The sequence below is a fragment of the Leifsonia shinshuensis genome (genome assembly GCF_022606355.1).
In the GTDB taxonomy this organism is placed as follows: Bacteria; Actinomycetota; Actinomycetes; order Actinomycetales; family Microbacteriaceae; genus Leifsonia; species Leifsonia shinshuensis_B.
On sequence record NZ_JAHHZQ010000002.1, the window covers coordinates 904342 to 921307 of the forward strand.

Below are 16966 nucleotides of genomic sequence, written 5' to 3' on the forward strand. Positions count from 1 at the left end.
GGTCGGGCGGGCTACGCCTCGACGAGGGCCGAGCGGATGACGGACGTGAAGAACGTGAGGCCGTCCGTCCCGGAGCGCATCGCGGACGCGGTGTCGGGGCCGAATCCCGGCTCCACCGCGTGCTCGGGGTGCGGCATCAGGCCGACGACGTTGCCGCGTTCGTTGCGCACTCCGGCGATGTCGTCGAGCGACCCGTTGGGGTTGACGCCGGTGTAGCGGAACACCACGAGGCCTTCGCCCTCGAGACGCTTCAGCTCCTCGGCCGAGGCGATGAAGCCGCCCTCGCCGTTCTTGAGCGGAATGACGATCTCCTGGCCCTGCTCGAAGCCGCTGGTCCACGGGGTGGCCGTGTTCTCGACCACGAGATGCTGGTCGCGGCGGATGAAGTTGCCGTGGTCGTTGCGGATGAGGCCGCCGGCGACGAGGTGCGCCTCCGCCAGCATCTGGAAGCCGTTGCAGATGCCGAGGACGGGCATGCCGCGCCCGGCTGCGTCTACGACCTCGGTCATGATCGGCGACAGGCTCGCGATGGCGCCGCAGCGCAGGTAGTCGCCGTAGCTGAAGCCGCCGGGCAGCACGAGGGCGTCGACGCCCTGGAGGTCGTGGTCGCCGTGCCACAGGGCCACGGGTTCGGCGCCGGCGATGCGGACCGCGCGCAGCGCATCCCTGTCGTCGAGCGAGCCGGGGAAGGTGATGACGCCGATGCGCATCAGGCGTCGTCTTCCGGGTAGTGGATGCCCACCACGTCTTCGATGACCGAGTTGGAGAGGATCTCGCCGGCGATCTCGGCGACGGCGGCCCTGGTGGCGTCGTCGATCGGGCCGTCGACGGTCAGCTCGAAGCGCTTGCCGACACGCACGGCCGAGAACCCGCCCTTGCCGATGCGGGCCAGGGCTCCGGCGACCGCCTTGCCCTGGGGGTCGAGCAGCTCTGCCTTGGGCATGACTTCAACAACGATCGTCGACAAGGGTGATCTCCGCTCCACTCGCGCATCCGGGGCCAGCAACGATTCTACCGTCCCCGCGAACGGCTCAGGACGACGGCGGGAGTGCGGCCGGGAGCGCGGCCGACCGCGGGAGCGACCGGGCCGCGCTGTCGTCGGCTGCCGATCCGGTCGCGACGCGGGAGGCGAAGGCGACGGCGCGCGGGCCGAGGTCGCGGTGCAGGCGCGCGAAGAGCGCGGCAGAGGCGCTCCCCGGCCAGTCGGCCGGCAGCGCCGCGGCCGGCAGGCCGGGGTCACGGTAGGGGATCACCCGCCACTCGTCGAGCACGCGGATCCACAGCGCGAACGCCTCGGCGTCGCCGGTGGGCGCGAGCGCGTCGCCGACCCGCGCGAGGAACGACTCGTGCAGCGCGCGGAGGGCGGCCAGGTCGTACCAGCGCGCGACGCCCGACGCGAGGTCGGCAGGGAGGCCGCCGGCGGGCCGTGCGCCCGTGAAGAGGTCTGCGCCGAACTCGGCGGCGACCTCTGCGAGCTCGGGTTCGAGACGGTCGGGGCCGATCCACAGCCCGTCGGCGACGGTGCCGCAGCCCAGAGCGGCGAGTCGCCGGCGCAGCTGGTGGCGCAGGGACCGCTGATGCTCGGGGAACGAGAAGGAGACCAGGCACCACCGGGCGGTCGCGCCGCGCTCGCCGAAGATCCGCGCATCCCCGCGCTCCAGCATCGGAACGGCCTCCGGATCGAGGGCGTAGCCGGCGGCTCCACCGCGCGGCTCCCGTACGAGAACGCCGCGCGTGCACAGGCGCGCCAGGCTGGAGCGGGCGGTGGCGGCCGGGACACCGAGGGCGCCCATCAGCTCCACCGCGCCGGCCGCGCTCATCCACCCGCCGATCGGGCGCAGGGTGCTGCCGACGAGCGTGCGCAGCAGCGCCGTCGCCGAGCCGCTGCGCGCCTCCAGGTCTTCGCGGCCCGCTGTCACTCGTCGATCAGCTCCCCGAGCACATCCCGCACAGCGGCCAGGCCGACCGCGACCTCCTCGAAGCTCGTGCTCAACGGCGAGAGCCCGATCCGCAGACCGCCCGGATCGCGGTAGTCGGGGATGACGTCGCGCTCCCAGAGCCGCACGGTGACCTCGCGCATCGCCGGATGGTTCAGCGTGAGATGGCCGCCGCGACGCTCCGGTTCGCGGGGGCTGGCGAGGGCGACGCCGAGCGGAGTCAGCCAGGTCTCGGCCAGCTGCAGGGCGAAACCGGTGAGGGCCATCGACTTGTCTCGCACCGCCTGGATGCCGCACTCGCGGAGCATCGCGAGCGTGTCCTGGAGGGCGAGCATCCCGACGATCGGCGGGGTTCCGGACAAGAAGCGGCGCAGCCCGTCGGCCGGCTGGTACTCCGGCCCCATCAGGAAGACGTCGCGCACGCCCATCCAGCCCTGGATGGGCTGGACCAGTTCGCGCTGCAGGCGCTCGCTCACATAGCCGAAGGCGGGGGAGCCCGGGCCGCCGTTCAGGTACTTGTAGGTGCAGCCGACGGCGAGGTCGACCTCCCAGTCGTCGAGCTCGACGGGAACGGACCCGGCCGAGTGGCAGAGGTCCCACAGCACGAGCGCCCCGGCGTCGTGGACGATGCGGGTGATCGCCCGGGCATCGGCGAGGAAGCCGGAACGGTAGGCGACGTGGCTCAGCACGACCAGCGCGGTGCGCGGCCCGACTGCCGCGGACACCTGCTCCGGGGTGACGCCCGCCTCGGTGTCGGCCTCGATCCAGACCAGGTCGAGGCCGCGCTCGCGCGCGATGCCGTCGAGCACGTAGCGATCGGTCGGGAAGTTGTCGGTGTCGAGCACGATCTCGCTGCGCTCGGGAAGCGAGTCGACGGCCGCCCGCGCCAGCTTGTAGAGCAGGACGGTCGTCGAATCGCCGATGAAGACCTGACCGCCCGCGGCGCCGAGTGCGGCAGAGCCGAGCTCGTCGCCGATGCGGAAGGGCAGCTCCATCCACTCCTCGTCCCAGCCGCGGATCAGCCGGCCACCCCAGCCCTCGACCACGAACCGCTGGAGGCGCTCGGCGCTCGCGACGGTCGGACGGCCGAGGGAGTTGCCGTCGAAGTAGGCGACGACGGACTCGGGGATGGCGAGGTCGGGGGCGCCGCTCTCGGGCGACCTCGGCGTGACGCCGAGGAACCGGTCGCGGTAGTGGGCGAGCGGATCGGCCGCGTCGAGGGCGCGTGCCGCCGCCAGGGGGTCGCCGTCGAGGGCCTCGTCGTCGGCGAAGGGGTCGTCGGTGGGGGTGTCGGTCATGGGTGCTCCTGTCGGACGGGCGCGGAGGCGATGGGGGTGGGGGCGGGGGTGGCGAGGTCGGTCTTGGCAGCGGCAGCAGCGGCGGTGGCGGCAGCAGCGGCGGTGGTGGCTTCGGCGGCGAGGGCGATGGTCGCGGAGTCGATGGTGGCGAGGTCGGCGGCGTGGAGGCCGCGCGCGGTGGCGAGCCAGGCGGGGAGGTGCGCGGAGTCGGCGGGAGGCGGGGAGGGGATCCACGCGACCCGGGGGCCGATGTGCGCGGGGGTCGAGGCGCCCGCGATCGTGCGGACGAGGTCGGGGCCGTCGAGACCGGCCTGGCGGATCGCCGTGAGTTCGCGGGCGTTCACACCGACGGTGAGGTCGCCGTTGCCGAGGTCGGTGCCGTAGAGCACGCGACCACCGTGCTCGGCGAAGCGACGCAGATTGTCGATGGCGATGCGGAACCCCGCCGTCGGGGCGCCCCAGCCGTGGATGTCGAGGGTGCTGATCCACGTCATCCCGGCGCCGGCGGCCTCGGCGACGAGGGCGTCGTCGAGGCGCTCGGTGAAGGGGGCGTGGGCGAGCTGGTCGACGCCCGCGTGCACCGCGCGGGCAGTCTGGCCGGCGCCCTGCACATGGGCGACCACCGGGAGTCCGACTGCGTGCGATTCCTCCACGATCGCGCTCAGGGTCGCGTTGTCCACGGTTTCGCCGGCGTCGCTGTTGAGGGCGACCTTGATGCGGGAGGCTCCCATCATGACCTGTTGCCGCACCGCCTCCCCGGCCTCCCGCGGGCCGCCGATCTCCCTCGCGGCGCCGGGAGGAGCCCACCCCGCCGAGACGGGGTAGCCACCGGGAGCCGTGAGGAGCGCGCCGGCGATGGCGATCGCCGGGCGGTCTCGCACGTCGACCAGCCACGTGGCGGCGACGGAGGGGACCCAGCCGAGGTCGACCGCGTCCGTGATGCCGCCGCGGAAGAGGGCGGTCGGGTCGCTCAGGCTCAGGTGCGTGTGATGGTCCGTGAGCGACGGGAAGAGGGTGCCGCCGAGGGAGAGGATGTCCGCGACGGGTGGTGCGGACGCTCCGGGGTCTGCGCTTGCCGCGTGGGCCGTGCTCGCCACGTGGGCTGTGCTCGCCGCGTGGGCTGTGCTAGCCGCGTGGGCTGTGCTCGCCGCGTGGGCTGCGCTCGCCGCATCCTCCCCGCTCGTCACGACTAGGCGCTCGCCGTCGAGAGCGATGAGGGTCGGGCCGGTGAAGCGGTCGCCGGTCCAGAGCGCGTCGACGCGGAGGATCACGCCACGGGGATCCGGACGCCGACGGGGTGCCGACGCGTCTCCGTCACTCACTCCGGGGCTCCGATCTCGGTGCGCACTGCGAAGAGCTCGGGGAAGAAGGTGAGGTCGAGGGCCTTCTGCAGAAAGGTCACGCCGCTCGAGCCGCCGGTGCCGACCTTCATGCCGATCGTGCGCTGCACGGTCTTGAGGTGGCGGAATCGCCAGAGCTGGAAGTTGTCCTCCAGGTCGACCAGCTCCTCGCAGGCTTCGTACTCGCTCCAGTGCTCCGCCGCGTGCTCGTAGATGTCGCGGAAGACCGGGACCAGCTCCGGGGCGAAGACGTGGGCCTGTGTCACGTCGCGGTCGAGCACCGCGCGCGGCACCGCGTGGCCGGCGCGTGCCAGGTAGCGCAGGAACTCGTCGTAGACGCTGGGAGCCTCCAGCAGCTCGGTCAACAGCGCCAGCGCGCCGGGATCGTCTCGGAACACGGTCAGCATGCGCCGGTTCTTGTTGCCGAGCACGAACTCCACGGCGCGGTACTGATACGACTGGAAGCCGGACGAGTTGCCGAGGAAGCCGCGGAACTGCGCGTACTCGGTCGGCGTCAGGGTGGCGAGCACCGACCACTGCTCGGTGAGGGTCTTCTGGATGTGCTTGACCCGCGCGATCCGCTTCAGTGCCTGCGGGAGCTGGTCGGCGCGCAGCAGGTCGCGCGCGTCCTCCAGCTCGTGGAGCACCAGCTTCAGCCAGAGCTCCGTCGTCTGGTGCTGGATGATGAACAGCAGCTCGTCGTGATGCTCCGGCACACTCACGGGCTTCTGCGCGCTCAGCAGGGTGGCGAGATCCAGATACGAGCCGTACGACATGCGCTCGCGGAAGTCCGTGACGATGTCCGGGTCGAACTCTCTGGTGTTCTCGTTCGCTGCCATGTTGCGATTCTGCGTCGATCGTCACGAAAGTGCAACAGCCATCCCGGAATCGGGGGCGAGAGGTGCCGGGAGGCTCCGGCGGCACCGGCGCGTTCGCCTCCGTTCACCCGCCGGTTACCCGGAGTTGCCGCCTCCGTCGTCGCTGCCTCCTAGCGTGGAGGCGCTGCGTCGGGACGCGGACGGGAGACGGGCATGGGCAGGCACTACGACCTCGCGATCGTCGGCGGTGGCATCGTCGGGCTCGGCCATGCCGTCGCGGCCCTGCGCCGCGGGCTCACCGTCGCCGTCGTCGACCGGGCGTCGAGCGTGAACGGCGCGTCCGTGCGCAACTTCGGGCACATCGGCGTCACCGGTCTGGAGGGCGAAGCCCGCGCCTACGCCGAGCTGGCGCGCGAACTCTGGCTGACCCTGTCGGTCGAAGCGGGGTTCTGGCTGCGCGAATCCGGCACGGTCGTGGTCGCCCAGTCGCCCGAGGAGCTGGCCGTGCTCGAGGAGTTCCGCGATCGGCGCGGCGGGCACGATGTGCGGCTGATCGCACCGGCCCAGGTGCGAGAGCGGATCCCCGTGGGCGATGGCCTAGCGATCGGAGGCGCGTTCCTCCCCGCCGACCTCCAGGTGGATCCCCGCGAGGCCGCTCCCGCGATCGCCCGCTGGCTCGACGCTCACGGCGTCGACTTCTTCTGGCAGACCACGGTCACCGGGGTCGAGACCGGACGAGTGCACACCTCGCGCGGGCGCGTCTCCGCCGACGCGGTGGTGGTCGCGGTCGACCACGATGTCGACCAGCTGTTCCCCGGCATCGCCGAGGCCGACAGCATCCAGCGTTGCGGCCTCGACATGATGCTCGTGGAGGCCGAGCTGGAGGAACCGCTCGCCGCGCCCGTCCTCACCGGGTGGTCGCTCCTGCGCTTCTCCGGATTCGCGCGCACCCCCAGCGCCGACCTGCTGCGCGAGCGGCTGGTTGCGGACGACCCGGTGCTGGCGGCGCTCGACGCGAACCAGATGTACGCGCAGCGGCCCGACGGCGCCCTGATCGTCGGCGACACCCGCTCCCGCGGCGACGACGTGTCGCCGTTCCAGTCGGAGGCCGTCTTCGACCTGCTGCTCGAACGCACGCGGGCGCTCTTCGGCTCCGCACGCGTGCGGGTCCTCGAACGCTGGCAGGGCGTCGACGCCTCGGCGCCCGACGACTTCCTCGTGTCGTCGCCCGCCCCGTCGGTGCGCGTCGTCTCCGTCACCGGAGGCATGGGCATGACGACAGGGCTGGGGCTGGCCGACCGGGTCGTCGACGAGCTCTTCTCGTCCGCTCCCGGCGTGCTGACCACGGCAGGCGCCGCCCGGTCCCACTGACGTCGATCCGCCTCGCCGACCTCCTTATCCTCCGACCCTCTCCGCAGCCGACCTCCCCGCCCCGCCGTATCCGCCGACCAGGAAGACCGCACAGAAAGGCCTCTGCCATGTCCCCTGAAGGACTCATCACGAGTGAGTTCGACGACGCCGCGATCATCGACGCCGATGCCGGCGTCGACGCCGGCGCCGCCGCCGGCGACGATCCCGACGACCTCGCCGACCTGGAGGTCGTGGTGCTCGACCTGACGGGCACCACCGTCGTCGACGACCGCCTGATCGAGCGGGCGTTCGAGCGTGCCGCCGACGCCGCGGGCATCGCCGACTCCGACGCCGAGTTCGCTCGCGCGCTCACGTTCGTCCGCGCGACGACCGGTCGGTCGACGATCGCGGTCTTCCGTGCCCTCAGCGGCGACGAGGACCAGGCCCAGCACGCCAACGCCGTCTTCGAGTCGTCGTACGCCGAGTTCGCCGCCGACGGTGGCGTCCGGGCCGTTCCCGGTGCGGAGGAGCTGATCCGTCGCCTGCGCGCGATCGGTGTCGCCGTCGTGCTGACCACGGGGCTCTCGCGGGTCACCGCCGACGCCGTCCTCGACGCCGTCGGCTGGCGCGACCTCGCCGACTTCACCCTCACCCCCGCAGAAGCGGGCCGCGGGGGACCCTACCCGGACCTCCCGCTGACGGCTCTGCTGCGCGCGGGCGCCTCCAGCGTCGAGGGGATGGTGGTCGTGGGCGACACCCCGGCGGACATCGCCAGCGGTCTCGCCGCCGGCGCCGGGCTCGTGGTGGGCGTGCTGACCGGCTCGGGCGACGAGCGCTCGCTGACCGGTGCCGGCGCCGACGCCGTCGTCGCAAGCGTCTCCGACCTCGCCGAGCTGCTGGGACTGGACGACCTGGAGAGCGTCGACAGGCTCGACGACGACTTCGACGACTTCGACGAGTTCGCTGCGTTCGCCGAGGACGGGTCCGATGTCGTCGGCCCCGTCGACGGCCTGCACGACCCGGAGGACGTCGACGACCTCGACGACCTCGACGGTGTGGACGAGACGCACGTCGTATACGTCGCGGACGACGTGCACGCCGCGCCTGCAGGGCAGCGGTCGGAGCGTCATCGGTCGGAGGGGCAGACCCTCCGGTGACGATCAAGGCAGTGACCCCACGCGTCGTCGAGCCGCCGGCGAGCCTGGGGATGGGGGTGAGTGTGTACCCGTCGGCCACGGCGATGGTGTGGCCGGGCGAGGGGCACGCGCACGAGGCGGTCGCGGTTCCCGGGGTGCGGCTCGGACCGGGCGACACGCTCGTGGAGGTGGAGCTCGCGACCGTCTGCGGGTCCGATGTCGAGACGGTGCTCGGTCACCGGCCGGCGTCGACGCCGCTGGTGCTGGGCCACGAGCAGGTCGGGCGCGTGATCGCGCTCGGGCGCGGTGGGGCGAAGACGACCGACGGCAAGCGGGTGGTGCTCGGCGAGCGCGTGGTCTGGTCGGCGGCCGTGCCCTGCGGCCGTTGCGCGCGCTGCCGCCGCGGTGTGCCGCAGCAGTGCGCGAGCCTCCAGAAGTACGGGCACGAGCGCATGCGACGCGGCTGGGAGCTGTCGGGAGGCTTCGCGACGCACACGCACATCCTCGGCGGCACTCCGCTGGTGGCGGTGCCGGAGCACCTCCCTGCCGAAGTCCTCGCGCCCGCGTCCTGCCCCACCGCGACGGTCGCGGCAGCGCTCGAGGCGGCCGCGGCGATCGTCCCGCTCGACGGCGCTCTTGTGGTCATCGCGGGCGCCGGGATGCTCGGGCTGACGGCCGCGGCGATGGCGACGGAGGCCGGCGCGAAGGTGGTCGTGAGCGACCCGGTTCCGGAGCGCCGCGACGCCGCGCTGCTGTTCGGCGCCGTCGCGGTCGCCGACCCTGCCGCTGCACCGGGCTCGCGCTCCGGGCTTCCGCACGCGCTCGCCAAGGTCGGAGGGCGAGCTTCCGCGCCGTCCATCGCCCTCGAGCTCTCCGGCGCGGACTCCGCCGTCCGCTCGCTGCTCTCCGTCGTCGATGTCGGCGGCGTGCTGGTCCTCGCCGGGTCGGTGTCGCCCGGATCCGACCTGCCGGTCGTCCCCGAGATCCTCGTGCGGCACCTGCTGACCATCCGCGGCGTCCACAATTACGCGCCGCGACACCTGGAGGAAGCGGTGCGGTTCCTGTCGGACGCGGGCACGAAGTACCCGTTCGCACAGCAGGTCGGGGCCGTGTTCCCTCTCGCCGAAGTGGATGCGGCGCTGGCGAGCAGCGGGTTCCCCCGGGTGGCGGTGCGGCCGTAGGAGCCGTTTTCCTGAGCGTTCTCACATCTTCGAGTTCGTATCCTGGGATCCGCATGACCGTGAGGACCCCGTGATCGAGACCCCCACCGCCCAGAGCGCCACCGCCCAGAGCCCCACCGGCAGCCAGCCGCACCTCGCGCCCGCCACCGTCCCGTCGCCCGGGAGGCCGAGCCGCGTCATCAGCGCGCTGATCTTCTCCAGCCGCTGGCTGCAGGCGCCGCTGTATCTGGGGCTGATCGTCGCTCAGGCGGTCTACGTCTACGTGTTCGTGGTGGAGCTGTGGCACCTCACCGAGAAGGTCGTCTCCGACCCGACCCACGTCGACGAGGCCTACGTGATGCTCGCCGTTCTCGGGCTGATCGACGTGGTGATGATCGCCAACCTCCTGATCATGGTGATCATCGGGGGCTACGAGACGTTCGTCTCGCGCGTGAACGTGAACGGGCATCCCGATCAGCCCGAGTGGTTGTCGCACGTCAACGCCAACGTCCTGAAGGTCAAGCTGGCCATGGCGATCATCGGCATCTCGTCCATCCACCTGCTCAAGACGTTCATCGCCGTCGGCGATCTCGGCGCCGCGAACGGCGGGTCGATCGACGGGGAGCGGTACACGTCTGTCGGCGTGTTCTGGCAGGTCATGATCCACCTGGTGTTCATCGTCTCGGCCGTGGCGCTGGCCGCGATCGATCGCATGTCGAAACCGCGCGAGGCCGCGGCGGCGCACTGACCCCGTGCGGTCGAACCGCTGACGTGCGCGGCCGCGTCGTGCCAGGCTGGAGGCGTGTCCGCCGACCCGCTCGCCCGCTTCTTCGAGCTGTTGCGTGCGCTCCCCGAGCCGTCCGATGCGGAGGCGCTGTACGGCGTTGACGTCGAGGGGCGGCGCCGGGAACGCAATCTCCGGCGCTACTTCGCGATGCCGCACGCCTCCGTGCTGCTGCTCGGCGAGGCCCCGGGCTGGCGCGGGATGACCGTGACCGGGGTGCCGTTCGTGTCCGTGCGGGAGGCTGAGGCGGGCGTGGTGCCGGGGCTGGAGCTTCCGGAGGATCCGCAGGCTCCGTGGGAGGCCTCCAGCAGGGTGGTGTGGGCGACGCTCCGCGACTGGCGCGGCCCGATCCCGCTGTCGTGGCCGGTGTATCCGCTGCACCCGTTCGTGGCAGGCGATCCGCACAGCAATCGCACGCCGCGGCCTGCCGAGGTGCGGGCGGGCGCGCCGGTCGCACTCGAGCTGATCCGCGCGCTGGATATCGAGACCGTGGTGGCCGTCGGCCGCAAGGCCCAGGGCGCGATCGCGACGGCCGGCCTGGAGGCGCCCGCGATCCGCCACCCCGCTCAGGGCGGTGCGACGCAGTTCGCCGAGCAGTTGATCGAACTGAACAGGGCACTCACGCTCTGACGGTGCGCACGCCCGGGAGCCTCACGGTGAGCACGACCAGGCCGGCGCCGATGAGCGCGAGGCCGGACCAGCCCAGCGGTGACAGCCGTTCGCCGACGACCGCGACGGCGAGGATGGCGGCCACGGCCGGTTCGCACAGGGTGAGGATCGTGGCCGAGCTGGCGCGGACGCGCGCAAGCCCGATGCCGAAGAGCACGTAGCCCAGGAACATCGGGACGAGAGCCATGTAGATCGCCACCGACACGGTGGCCGGACTGTCCAGGATCGGTTCTCCGGTGGCGACGAGGACGGGGATCAGGGCCAGGCCTCCCAGCCCGAACACGGCACCCATCGCGGCAGGCCGCTCGACTCCCCGGCGCATCAGGCGCTGCACGGCCCAGGTATAGAGGGCGTAGGTCGCACCCGCGACGAGCCCGAGACCGACGCCGCTCAGTGTTGCCGCTGCGCCGGAGTCGTTCGCTTGCAGACGGGAGAAGCAGAGCGCCGCGCTCCCGATGATCGCCAGCGCGGCCGAGCCGTACCAGCGGCCCGAAAGGGGCGCTTTGTCGAGGAGGCGTTCCAGCACGGCCGAGAAGATGGGCGCGGAGGCGATCGTGATCACCGTGCCGACGGCGACGCCCGCGAGGCGCATGGACGCATAGAACGCCAGTGGATAGACCGCGACCGAGACGGCCCCGAGCGCGACGAGTCCCCGAACGGGCCGAAGCCGGCGGCGCGAGGCCCACAGCGCGGGCACGGCGATGAGTCCCTGCAGGATGCCGCCGACCCCCATCGCGAAGGCGCCGATCGCGATCGGCGGAACGGCCGGAGCGAAGCTCGCCGCCGTCCCCGTGGTGCCCCAGAGGACGCCGGCGAGGAGGACGGCACCGGTTCCCGTCCACGACCGCTTCACAGGTCGGAGATCAGCTCTGCGGCGATGCGCCTGGCTCCGATCAGGCGGCCGGCGTCGCCCTCGAGACCGGCTCGGGCCATCGAGCCTTCGAGCAGGAAGGAGAGGTGCTCCGCGAGCTCGCCGGCGCGCGTCGCGTCGGTGAGCAGGGAGAGTTCGTCGCAGAGGAGGCGTTCGACCTCTTCCTTGTGCCGGCGCACGGCCTGTCGCCCGGGAGCGTCCCGGGGCAGCTCCGCAGCCGCGTTGAGGAGACCGCATCCGCGAAAGCCGTGCTCGTAGGCGGCGTCGGCATGGTCGATGTAGGCGTCGAACACCGCGAGCAGCCGTTCCGCCGGCGTCGTCGCCGCCTCCGCTCGGGCACGGTACAGTCCCAGCCACTCCCCGTGGCGGGCGTCGAGGTAGGCCTCCACGAGAGCCGACTTCGAGGCGAAGTTGTTGTACAGGCTCATCTTCGCCACGCCCGCCTCGGCCGTGATCACATCGATCCCGGTCGCCGCGACGCCGTCGGCGTAGAAGCGGCGCGCTGCCGCGTCCAGGATGCGCTGCCTGGCGCCGCCGCGGCGTGTGCTCATGATGACCGTCTGCTCCCTACTAGGTAGGTCAGTCTACCTAGTAGGGAGTGGGATGTCATCCCATTCCGCAGCTCAGGAGGCCGCCGACGCCGCGTAGGCCTGCGCAGCTGGACCCGCTGGCGGCGTCGACAATCGTCAGGCTTGAGGAAGAGCTCGACGCCGAACTGTGGCCTTGAAGACCCGCTGAGCACATTCTTCGTCGCGGCGATCTATCGCGACCCCTCGAGCTCCGCTGCAAGTGAACGAAGGCGCGCGGCCAGGTCCACATCACCGGCAGGAGCGGCTGTGTCGATTCGTGGCTGACCTTCCTTTGCGAATCGAAGCCTGACCGAGGGGTGAACGATGAGGTCTTCAGCCTCGTCGGCGATCTCAGAGATCGATGTCAGCCCCTTGGTCGCGATGGCCCACCTCAAATATGCAATATCGTCTGCGCGCCTCAACGCCATCGTTGTGACCGCAGACAGTTGTGCGCTCGCGACGACTCGTTGCCCTTCGAGTTGAACCATTACCCAATTGGCCAACGCCTTCGATTCTGTGACCCAGCGAGCGCGTCCGCGCATGGCGCGAGCGATGCTCTTCTGGAACTGCTCGAAATCGAACGGCCGGCGCTCGCCGCTCTTCTTGATGACCGTCTCGGGGTAGAGCAAGTTCGTGGGCGACCACCACGTCTCCTCCCGCTGCGTCTGCACCGGTGGCAGAGCGCGACTCAGCCGGGCGTAGTTGTGCTCTGCGAAGAGCCACGAGAGGAACGCTGTCGCATCCGCGAAACCGGCGTACTCGTCGGGGCGATGCGCAAGATTGATCTGCCCTCGAACCCCGAGGGCGTAAAGAACGTGGGGGATGCGCGTTGATGTGTCATTGAGGCTTCGCTCGACCTCCTCCATCACGATCACATCCCAGACCGCGACAGCCCCGGCGGCGGCCTCGTGCTCTGCACGTTCCCGGGCGTTCAGCGGGTCGCCGAGTTCACTGATTCGCTCGGCCAAGCTCGAGGTCACATCCGAGATGACTCGGCTGAGTTGCGCATCGGTTATGTGCCCCAAAGACGCTCGACGTATGTCGCGCTGCAAGCGTGCAGGAGAGTACCGCGACTCGATCTTCTGATCCGTACTTCGGCGGATCCAGATCTCGGTGAGTGACGTCGTCCTTGTCGATTCCTCCGTGGTGAACGTGTGGCTTGTGTCCCGTGTACATCGACGTCGTCGTGTGATCCTGTCCCGAGTTGCGTTGACACGTGTGTAGGAGACCTCAGAGCTCGATTCCACACCTGCCGCTCTGCAGATCGGACACTGGAACTTTGTTCTGGATGGGTACTCATCTCTCGCGGAGGATTCCATATTCGCATCCATATATGTCTCCATTCGGGCGGGACTAGGGAGAGCGCGTGTGTCAGAAAACTATATCTGTACTGCCTCGAAACTCGCGCAGATATTCGTTGTTTGCAACCGATTTTGGTGCGACACTGAAAGAGCCAACGTCGGCCTCATAGCGCAGGAGACAGACTTGACCATCACCGCATTCGGATCGGACTCGGGCAGCTACCCTGACGCTCTGGCCCGCTGCCTTCAGATCGCTCAAATCATCGCCGCACGGACCGCTCGCCGCATGAACGCATTCATGATCGCCGACGACGACCCTTTCGCGGAAGTCGACACAGACCGCCAGGACCACTCCGGCTCCAAGGCGATCCGAATCGATACCCACCTCGGCGAATTCGTGAACGAGCTCATCAAGTCGCACGAGCTCATGGAGCTCGCCCTTGGCCCGATCACGTGCTTCCAGGAAGAGCGCCGCGCGGCATACAGCTCTCGCGACGATCGTGCCCACGTCCGCGTCATCGTCGACCCCCTTGATGGCTCTAGCATTCTCGGAGCTTTCGGTACCGGGTGCGTCTCGGTCCTGGTGTACTCGAATCTCAACAGCAAGGGAGAGTGGCGCCTCTACGCGGGCGCGATCGCGCTCAACTCGGGGATACTGTTCTCCTACAAAGTTCGACGTCGCACGATTCGAAAGCCGGAGATCGACGCCGAGATTTTCGCACACACGTTCAACCCGCACCCTTCCGGCGATGCCGGCACCGACCCGGACCTCGCCTTCAAGGCGTTCGATCTCGAGGACCGGAATCTCCGCAAGAAGGACGGTGTGAGCCTGATCAGCGCATCCGCCTCCGAAGGTCGCCGTATCCGCGCCGCCGAATACCTTGGCAGCATCCTCCCCTCGTTGAAGTTTCAAGGATCGTTCGCCGGCAACCTCTCCATCTGGGGCGCCCTGCTCGGAACGGCCTCCGTCATTCACGACCCCGAAAGGGCCACGCTTCACGACGCGAACTACGTCGTCTTTCTGTCCGCAACGGACTGGCATGTCTACGATGCGACGACGAACCACCCGCTGGACATCGATGGACTCTTCAACATCGAACCTCAGGCGGGAGTCACGGAAGAGAAGCGCGTTCCTGCGATGATCGCCGTCCGCGATCCAGAGATCCTCTCGCGTGCCGAAAGCTACACCCAGCAGAGAAGCGCCTGACGTCGGTCAAACCAAGGACCCTCGACGCGCTGACAGAGCGCGTCGAGGGTTCCGCGTCTTCTAGCGTCGGCCTCACCATGTTGCGCGGAGGCTTGACTTCACGGTCACTCCTCGCGTACTATTCCACGTGGAATAATCCTCTCCGATCATCACTACGACCCGGAAACCCACGATCCATGCCGCACACGCCCGCCCTGACCCCTCTCGCCGTCGCAGCGCTCGCGCTCCTCGCCGAGGGCCCGACGCACCCGTACGAGATGTATCAGACACTCGTGATGCGCTCGGAGGATCGGCTCGTCAAAGTGCGCCCAGGATCGCTGTACCACACGGTCGACCGGCTGGCCCGTCAGGGACTGGTGCGGGCGACCGGCACCGAGCGCGAGGGCAACCGACCGGAGCGCACCACCTACGAGATCACGGAGGAGGGCACCCTGGCTCTCGGCCAACGCGTCGCGGACATCATCGCGACGCCGGTCAACGAGTTCCCGGAGTTCCCGCTCGGTCTCGGCGAGGCGCACAACCTGCCCGTCGAGACCGTGATCGACCTCCTGCGCAAGCGCGTCGGGCTGCTGCGTGCCGACCTGGCGCTGCTCGACGACGGCATCCACCGCGTCAGGGCGAAGGGGCTGCCCGCGAAGTACTGGCTCGACGTGCGCTACCTGCGCACGATGGCGGAGGCCGACGTGGCCGCGCTCGAAGCCCTCATCGACGACCTCGCCTCGGGAGAGATCTCCTGGGACGAGGAGAAGAAGCACTGAGAGAAAGAATCACATGGAACGCCAACTGAAGCCATGGCCCGCCCTTTGGGCGCTCGTCATCGGGTTCTTCATGATCCTGATCGACACGACCATCGTGTCGGTCGCCAACCCGTCGATCATGAAGGGCCTCGACCTCGGAACCGACTACAACGCGGTGATCTGGGTCACCAGCGCCTACCTGCTGGCCTACGCCGTCCCGCTGCTGATCACCGGTCGCCTCGGCGACCGTTTCGGCCCCAAGAACATCTACCTGATCGGCCTCGTGATCTTCACGCTGGCCTCTGCGTGGTGCGGGTTCTCCGGCGTCATGCCGGGAGGCGGCATCGGGATGCTGATCGCCGCTCGCGTCGTGCAGGGCCTCGGGGCCGCGCTGATGACCCCGCAGACGATGGCCGTCATCACCCGCATCTTCCCGCCGGACCGCCGGGGCGCGGCCATGGGCCTCTGGGGCGCCGTCGCCGGCGTCGCGACCCTGATCGGCCCTCTGCTGGGCGGCGTGCTCGTCGACTGGCTCGGCTGGGAATGGATCTTCTTCATCAACGTGCCCGTCGGGGTCGTGGCCTTCATCCTCGCGATGCGCCTCGTGCCCAAGCTGCCGACGCACACGCACGCCTTCGACCTCCTCGGCGTGCTGCTCTCGGCCGTCGGTATGTTCCTGCTGGTCTTCGGCATCCAGGAGGGCGGCACCTACAACTGGGGAACCATCGGAGACGGACCGTTCTCGGTGTGGGGGCTGATCATCTCCGGAATCGTCGTGCTCATCGCCTTCGTGGTGTGGCAGGCGCTCAACAAGAAAGAGCCGCTGCTTCCGCTCCCGCTGTTCCGCGATCGCAATTTCTCGCTCTCCAACGGCGCGATCACCACGGTCGGCTTCGCGGTCACGTGTATGGCGCTGCCGCTGGTGTTCTACTTCCAGACGGTGCGGGGCCTCACCCCGACCGAGTCGGCCCTGATGCTCGCCCCGACGGCGGTGTTCTCGGGCTTCCTCGCGCCCGTGATGGGCAAGCTCATCGACAGGATCAACCCGAAGTGGGTGGCGACCCCGGGGCTGGTGCTGTTCTCGCTGTCGCTGTTCCTCTACTCGCGGATGCTCACGCCGGATGTCAGCATCTGGTGGCTGCTCGTCCCGAGCGCGCTGCTCGGCATCGCGATGTCGGGCGTCTGGGGTCCGATCTCAGCCACCACGACCCGCAACCTCCCGATGAACCAGGCGGGAGCCGGGTCGGGTGTCTTCAACACGACGCGCCAGATCGGCGCCGTGCTGGGCAGCGCGTCGATCTCGGCGCTCATCACCGGGCGCCTGGCCGCCGATCTGCCGAAGGCGCCGGGCGGCGCGGCACCGAGCGCCACGACCGGCACCGAGCTGCCGGCCTTCCTGCACGCCGGGTTCACCCAGGCGATGTCGGAGGCGCTGCTCCTGCCCGCCGCGGTCGCCTTCCTCGGCGCACTCATCGTGATCTGGTGGGAGAAGCCGCGACCGCCCGCGTGGGGACCGGGTGCTGCGGCTCCGGCCGGGGCCGGCGCAGCGGCGCAGGGTGCTGTGCAGGGTGTGCCCGAGCCGGCGACCGCCGGTGCTGGTGACGGTGACGGTTCCGGTGTCGGTGCCGCCCACGGCGCGCACGCGGCCGCTGCTCCCGTCGACGCCGTGCAGCACGGCTCGCACGCGGCACCGTCGGCCGACGGCTCCCGTGACGGCGACGAGCACCACGGCATCCACGCCGCGCCCGCCACCGACTGAGCGCTGCCGCACCGTTCGCACTGCGAAGAA

At 70.1% G+C, this 16966-nt stretch carries 17 protein-coding genes; 8 read left to right on the forward strand and 9 right to left on the reverse strand.

All coding sequences use genetic code 11. From position 1 onward, the window contains the following. Positions 1-11: 11 nt before the first annotated feature. The 6 genes from purQ to kynA form a co-directional block, all read right to left on the reverse strand. A complete protein-coding gene (gene purQ / locus KNO15_RS11205) occupies positions 12-710 on the reverse strand; it encodes a phosphoribosylformylglycinamidine synthase subunit PurQ (RefSeq protein ID WP_241703803.1) in 699 nt (232 codons plus the stop codon). Beyond that, positions 710-967, reverse strand: coding sequence for a phosphoribosylformylglycinamidine synthase subunit PurS (purS, locus tag KNO15_RS11210; RefSeq protein ID WP_241703804.1), 258 nt, complete (start codon positions 965-967; stop codon positions 710-712). The genes purQ and purS overlap by 1 nt, the downstream gene beginning before the upstream one ends. 64 nt (positions 968-1031) lie before the next feature. Beyond that, positions 1032-1919: a PaaX family transcriptional regulator gene (locus KNO15_RS11215; protein WP_241703805.1), complete on the reverse strand. Its 888-nt coding sequence runs from the start codon at positions 1917-1919 to the stop codon at positions 1032-1034. Then, on the reverse strand, positions 1916-3235 hold the full coding sequence (locus KNO15_RS11220) for a kynureninase (RefSeq protein ID WP_241703806.1): 1320 nt from the start codon (positions 3233-3235) through the stop codon (positions 1916-1918). Before KNO15_RS11220 ends, KNO15_RS11215 begins: the two co-directional genes overlap by 4 nt. Continuing rightward, complete coding sequence (locus tag KNO15_RS11225; protein ID WP_241703807.1) at positions 3232-4506, reverse strand: hypothetical protein; 1275 nt, start codon at positions 4504-4506, stop codon at positions 3232-3234. The genes KNO15_RS11220 and KNO15_RS11225 overlap by 4 nt, the downstream gene beginning before the upstream one ends. 47 nt (positions 4507-4553) lie before the next feature. After that, entirely contained in the window at positions 4554-5414 is an 861-nt protein-coding gene (gene kynA, locus KNO15_RS11230) for a tryptophan 2,3-dioxygenase (RefSeq protein WP_241703808.1), read from the reverse strand. Positions 5415-5606: 192 nt separating this feature from the next. Here kynA and KNO15_RS11235 point away from each other — a divergent pair, with 192 nt between their 5' ends. The 5 genes from KNO15_RS11235 (at position 5607) to KNO15_RS11255 (ending at position 10453) form a co-directional block, all read left to right on the forward strand. After that, positions 5607-6764 carry a TIGR03364 family FAD-dependent oxidoreductase gene (locus tag KNO15_RS11235; RefSeq protein WP_241703809.1) on the forward strand — a complete coding sequence of 386 codons (1158 nt, stop codon included), beginning with the start codon at positions 5607-5609 and terminating at the stop codon, positions 6762-6764. A gap of 107 nt (positions 6765-6871) precedes the next feature. Further along, a complete protein-coding gene (locus tag KNO15_RS11240; protein WP_241703810.1) occupies positions 6872-7900 on the forward strand; it encodes an HAD family hydrolase in 1029 nt (342 codons plus the stop codon). A gap of 11 nt (positions 7901-7911) precedes the next feature. Further along, positions 7912-9060 (forward strand): alcohol dehydrogenase catalytic domain-containing protein, encoded by a 1149-nt coding sequence (locus KNO15_RS11245; RefSeq protein WP_241703811.1) that lies wholly within the window; start codon positions 7912-7914, stop codon positions 9058-9060. A 70-nt stretch (positions 9061-9130) separates the two neighbouring features. After that, the gene (locus KNO15_RS11250; RefSeq protein WP_241703812.1) at positions 9131-9787 is read left to right on the forward strand and encodes a TIGR00645 family protein; all 657 of its coding nucleotides are present in this window, start codon (positions 9131-9133) and stop codon (positions 9785-9787) included. Between the two features lie 54 nt (positions 9788-9841). Next, positions 9842-10453 (forward strand): uracil-DNA glycosylase, encoded by a 612-nt coding sequence (locus KNO15_RS11255; protein WP_241703813.1) that lies wholly within the window; start codon positions 9842-9844, stop codon positions 10451-10453. Here KNO15_RS11255 and KNO15_RS11260 read toward each other — a convergent pair. From KNO15_RS11260 to KNO15_RS11270, 3 genes are all read right to left on the reverse strand, one after another. After that, complete coding sequence (locus KNO15_RS11260) at positions 10443-11345, reverse strand: DMT family transporter (RefSeq protein ID WP_241703814.1); 903 nt, start codon at positions 11343-11345, stop codon at positions 10443-10445. The genes KNO15_RS11255 and KNO15_RS11260 overlap by 11 nt on opposite strands. Next, positions 11342-11914, reverse strand: a complete 573-nt coding sequence (locus KNO15_RS11265; RefSeq protein WP_241703815.1) for a TetR/AcrR family transcriptional regulator — start codon at positions 11912-11914, stop codon at positions 11342-11344. Before KNO15_RS11265 ends, KNO15_RS11260 begins: the two co-directional genes overlap by 4 nt. 209 nt (positions 11915-12123) lie before the next feature. Then, a complete protein-coding gene (locus tag KNO15_RS11270; protein ID WP_241703816.1) occupies positions 12124-12900 on the reverse strand; it encodes an ATP cone domain-containing protein in 777 nt (258 codons plus the stop codon). 517 nt (positions 12901-13417) lie between these two features. Between KNO15_RS11270 and KNO15_RS11275 the strand changes: the two genes are divergently transcribed. From KNO15_RS11275 to KNO15_RS11285, 3 genes are all read left to right on the forward strand, one after another. Beyond that, entirely contained in the window at positions 13418-14440 is a 1023-nt protein-coding gene (locus tag KNO15_RS11275) for a hypothetical protein (protein ID WP_241703817.1), read from the forward strand. Positions 14441-14616: 176 nt separating this feature from the next. Continuing rightward, the gene (locus KNO15_RS11280; protein ID WP_241703818.1) at positions 14617-15198 is read left to right on the forward strand and encodes a PadR family transcriptional regulator; all 582 of its coding nucleotides are present in this window, start codon (positions 14617-14619) and stop codon (positions 15196-15198) included. Positions 15199-15211: 13 nt separating this feature from the next. Further along, positions 15212-16936: an MFS transporter gene (locus tag KNO15_RS11285; protein WP_241703819.1), complete on the forward strand. Its 1725-nt coding sequence runs from the start codon at positions 15212-15214 to the stop codon at positions 16934-16936. Positions 16937-16966 lie beyond the last annotated feature (30 nt).

What these genes read in the sequence shown, in the direction of transcription:
- KNO15_RS11220 (WP_241703806.1), bottom strand. Translation starts at nt 3,235, where the DNA reads ATGACCGACACCCCCACCGACGACCCCTTCGCCGACGACGAGGCCCTC.
- KNO15_RS11235 (WP_241703809.1), top strand. Translation starts at nt 5,607, where the DNA reads ATGGGCAGGCACTACGACCTCGCGATCGTCGGCGGTGGCATCGTCGGG.
- KNO15_RS11280 (WP_241703818.1), top strand. Translation starts at nt 14,617, where the DNA reads ATGCCGCACACGCCCGCCCTGACCCCTCTCGCCGTCGCAGCGCTCGCG.
- KNO15_RS11285 (WP_241703819.1), top strand. Translation starts at nt 15,212, where the DNA reads ATGGAACGCCAACTGAAGCCATGGCCCGCCCTTTGGGCGCTCGTCATC.
- kynA (WP_241703808.1), bottom strand. Translation starts at nt 5,414, where the DNA reads ATGGCAGCGAACGAGAACACCAGAGAGTTCGACCCGGACATCGTCACG.
- KNO15_RS11240 (WP_241703810.1), top strand. Translation starts at nt 6,872, where the DNA reads ATGTCCCCTGAAGGACTCATCACGAGTGAGTTCGACGACGCCGCGATC.
- KNO15_RS11265 (WP_241703815.1), bottom strand. Translation starts at nt 11,914, where the DNA reads ATGAGCACACGCCGCGGCGGCGCCAGGCAGCGCATCCTGGACGCGGCA.
- purQ (WP_241703803.1), bottom strand. Translation starts at nt 710, where the DNA reads ATGCGCATCGGCGTCATCACCTTCCCCGGCTCGCTCGACGACAGGGAT.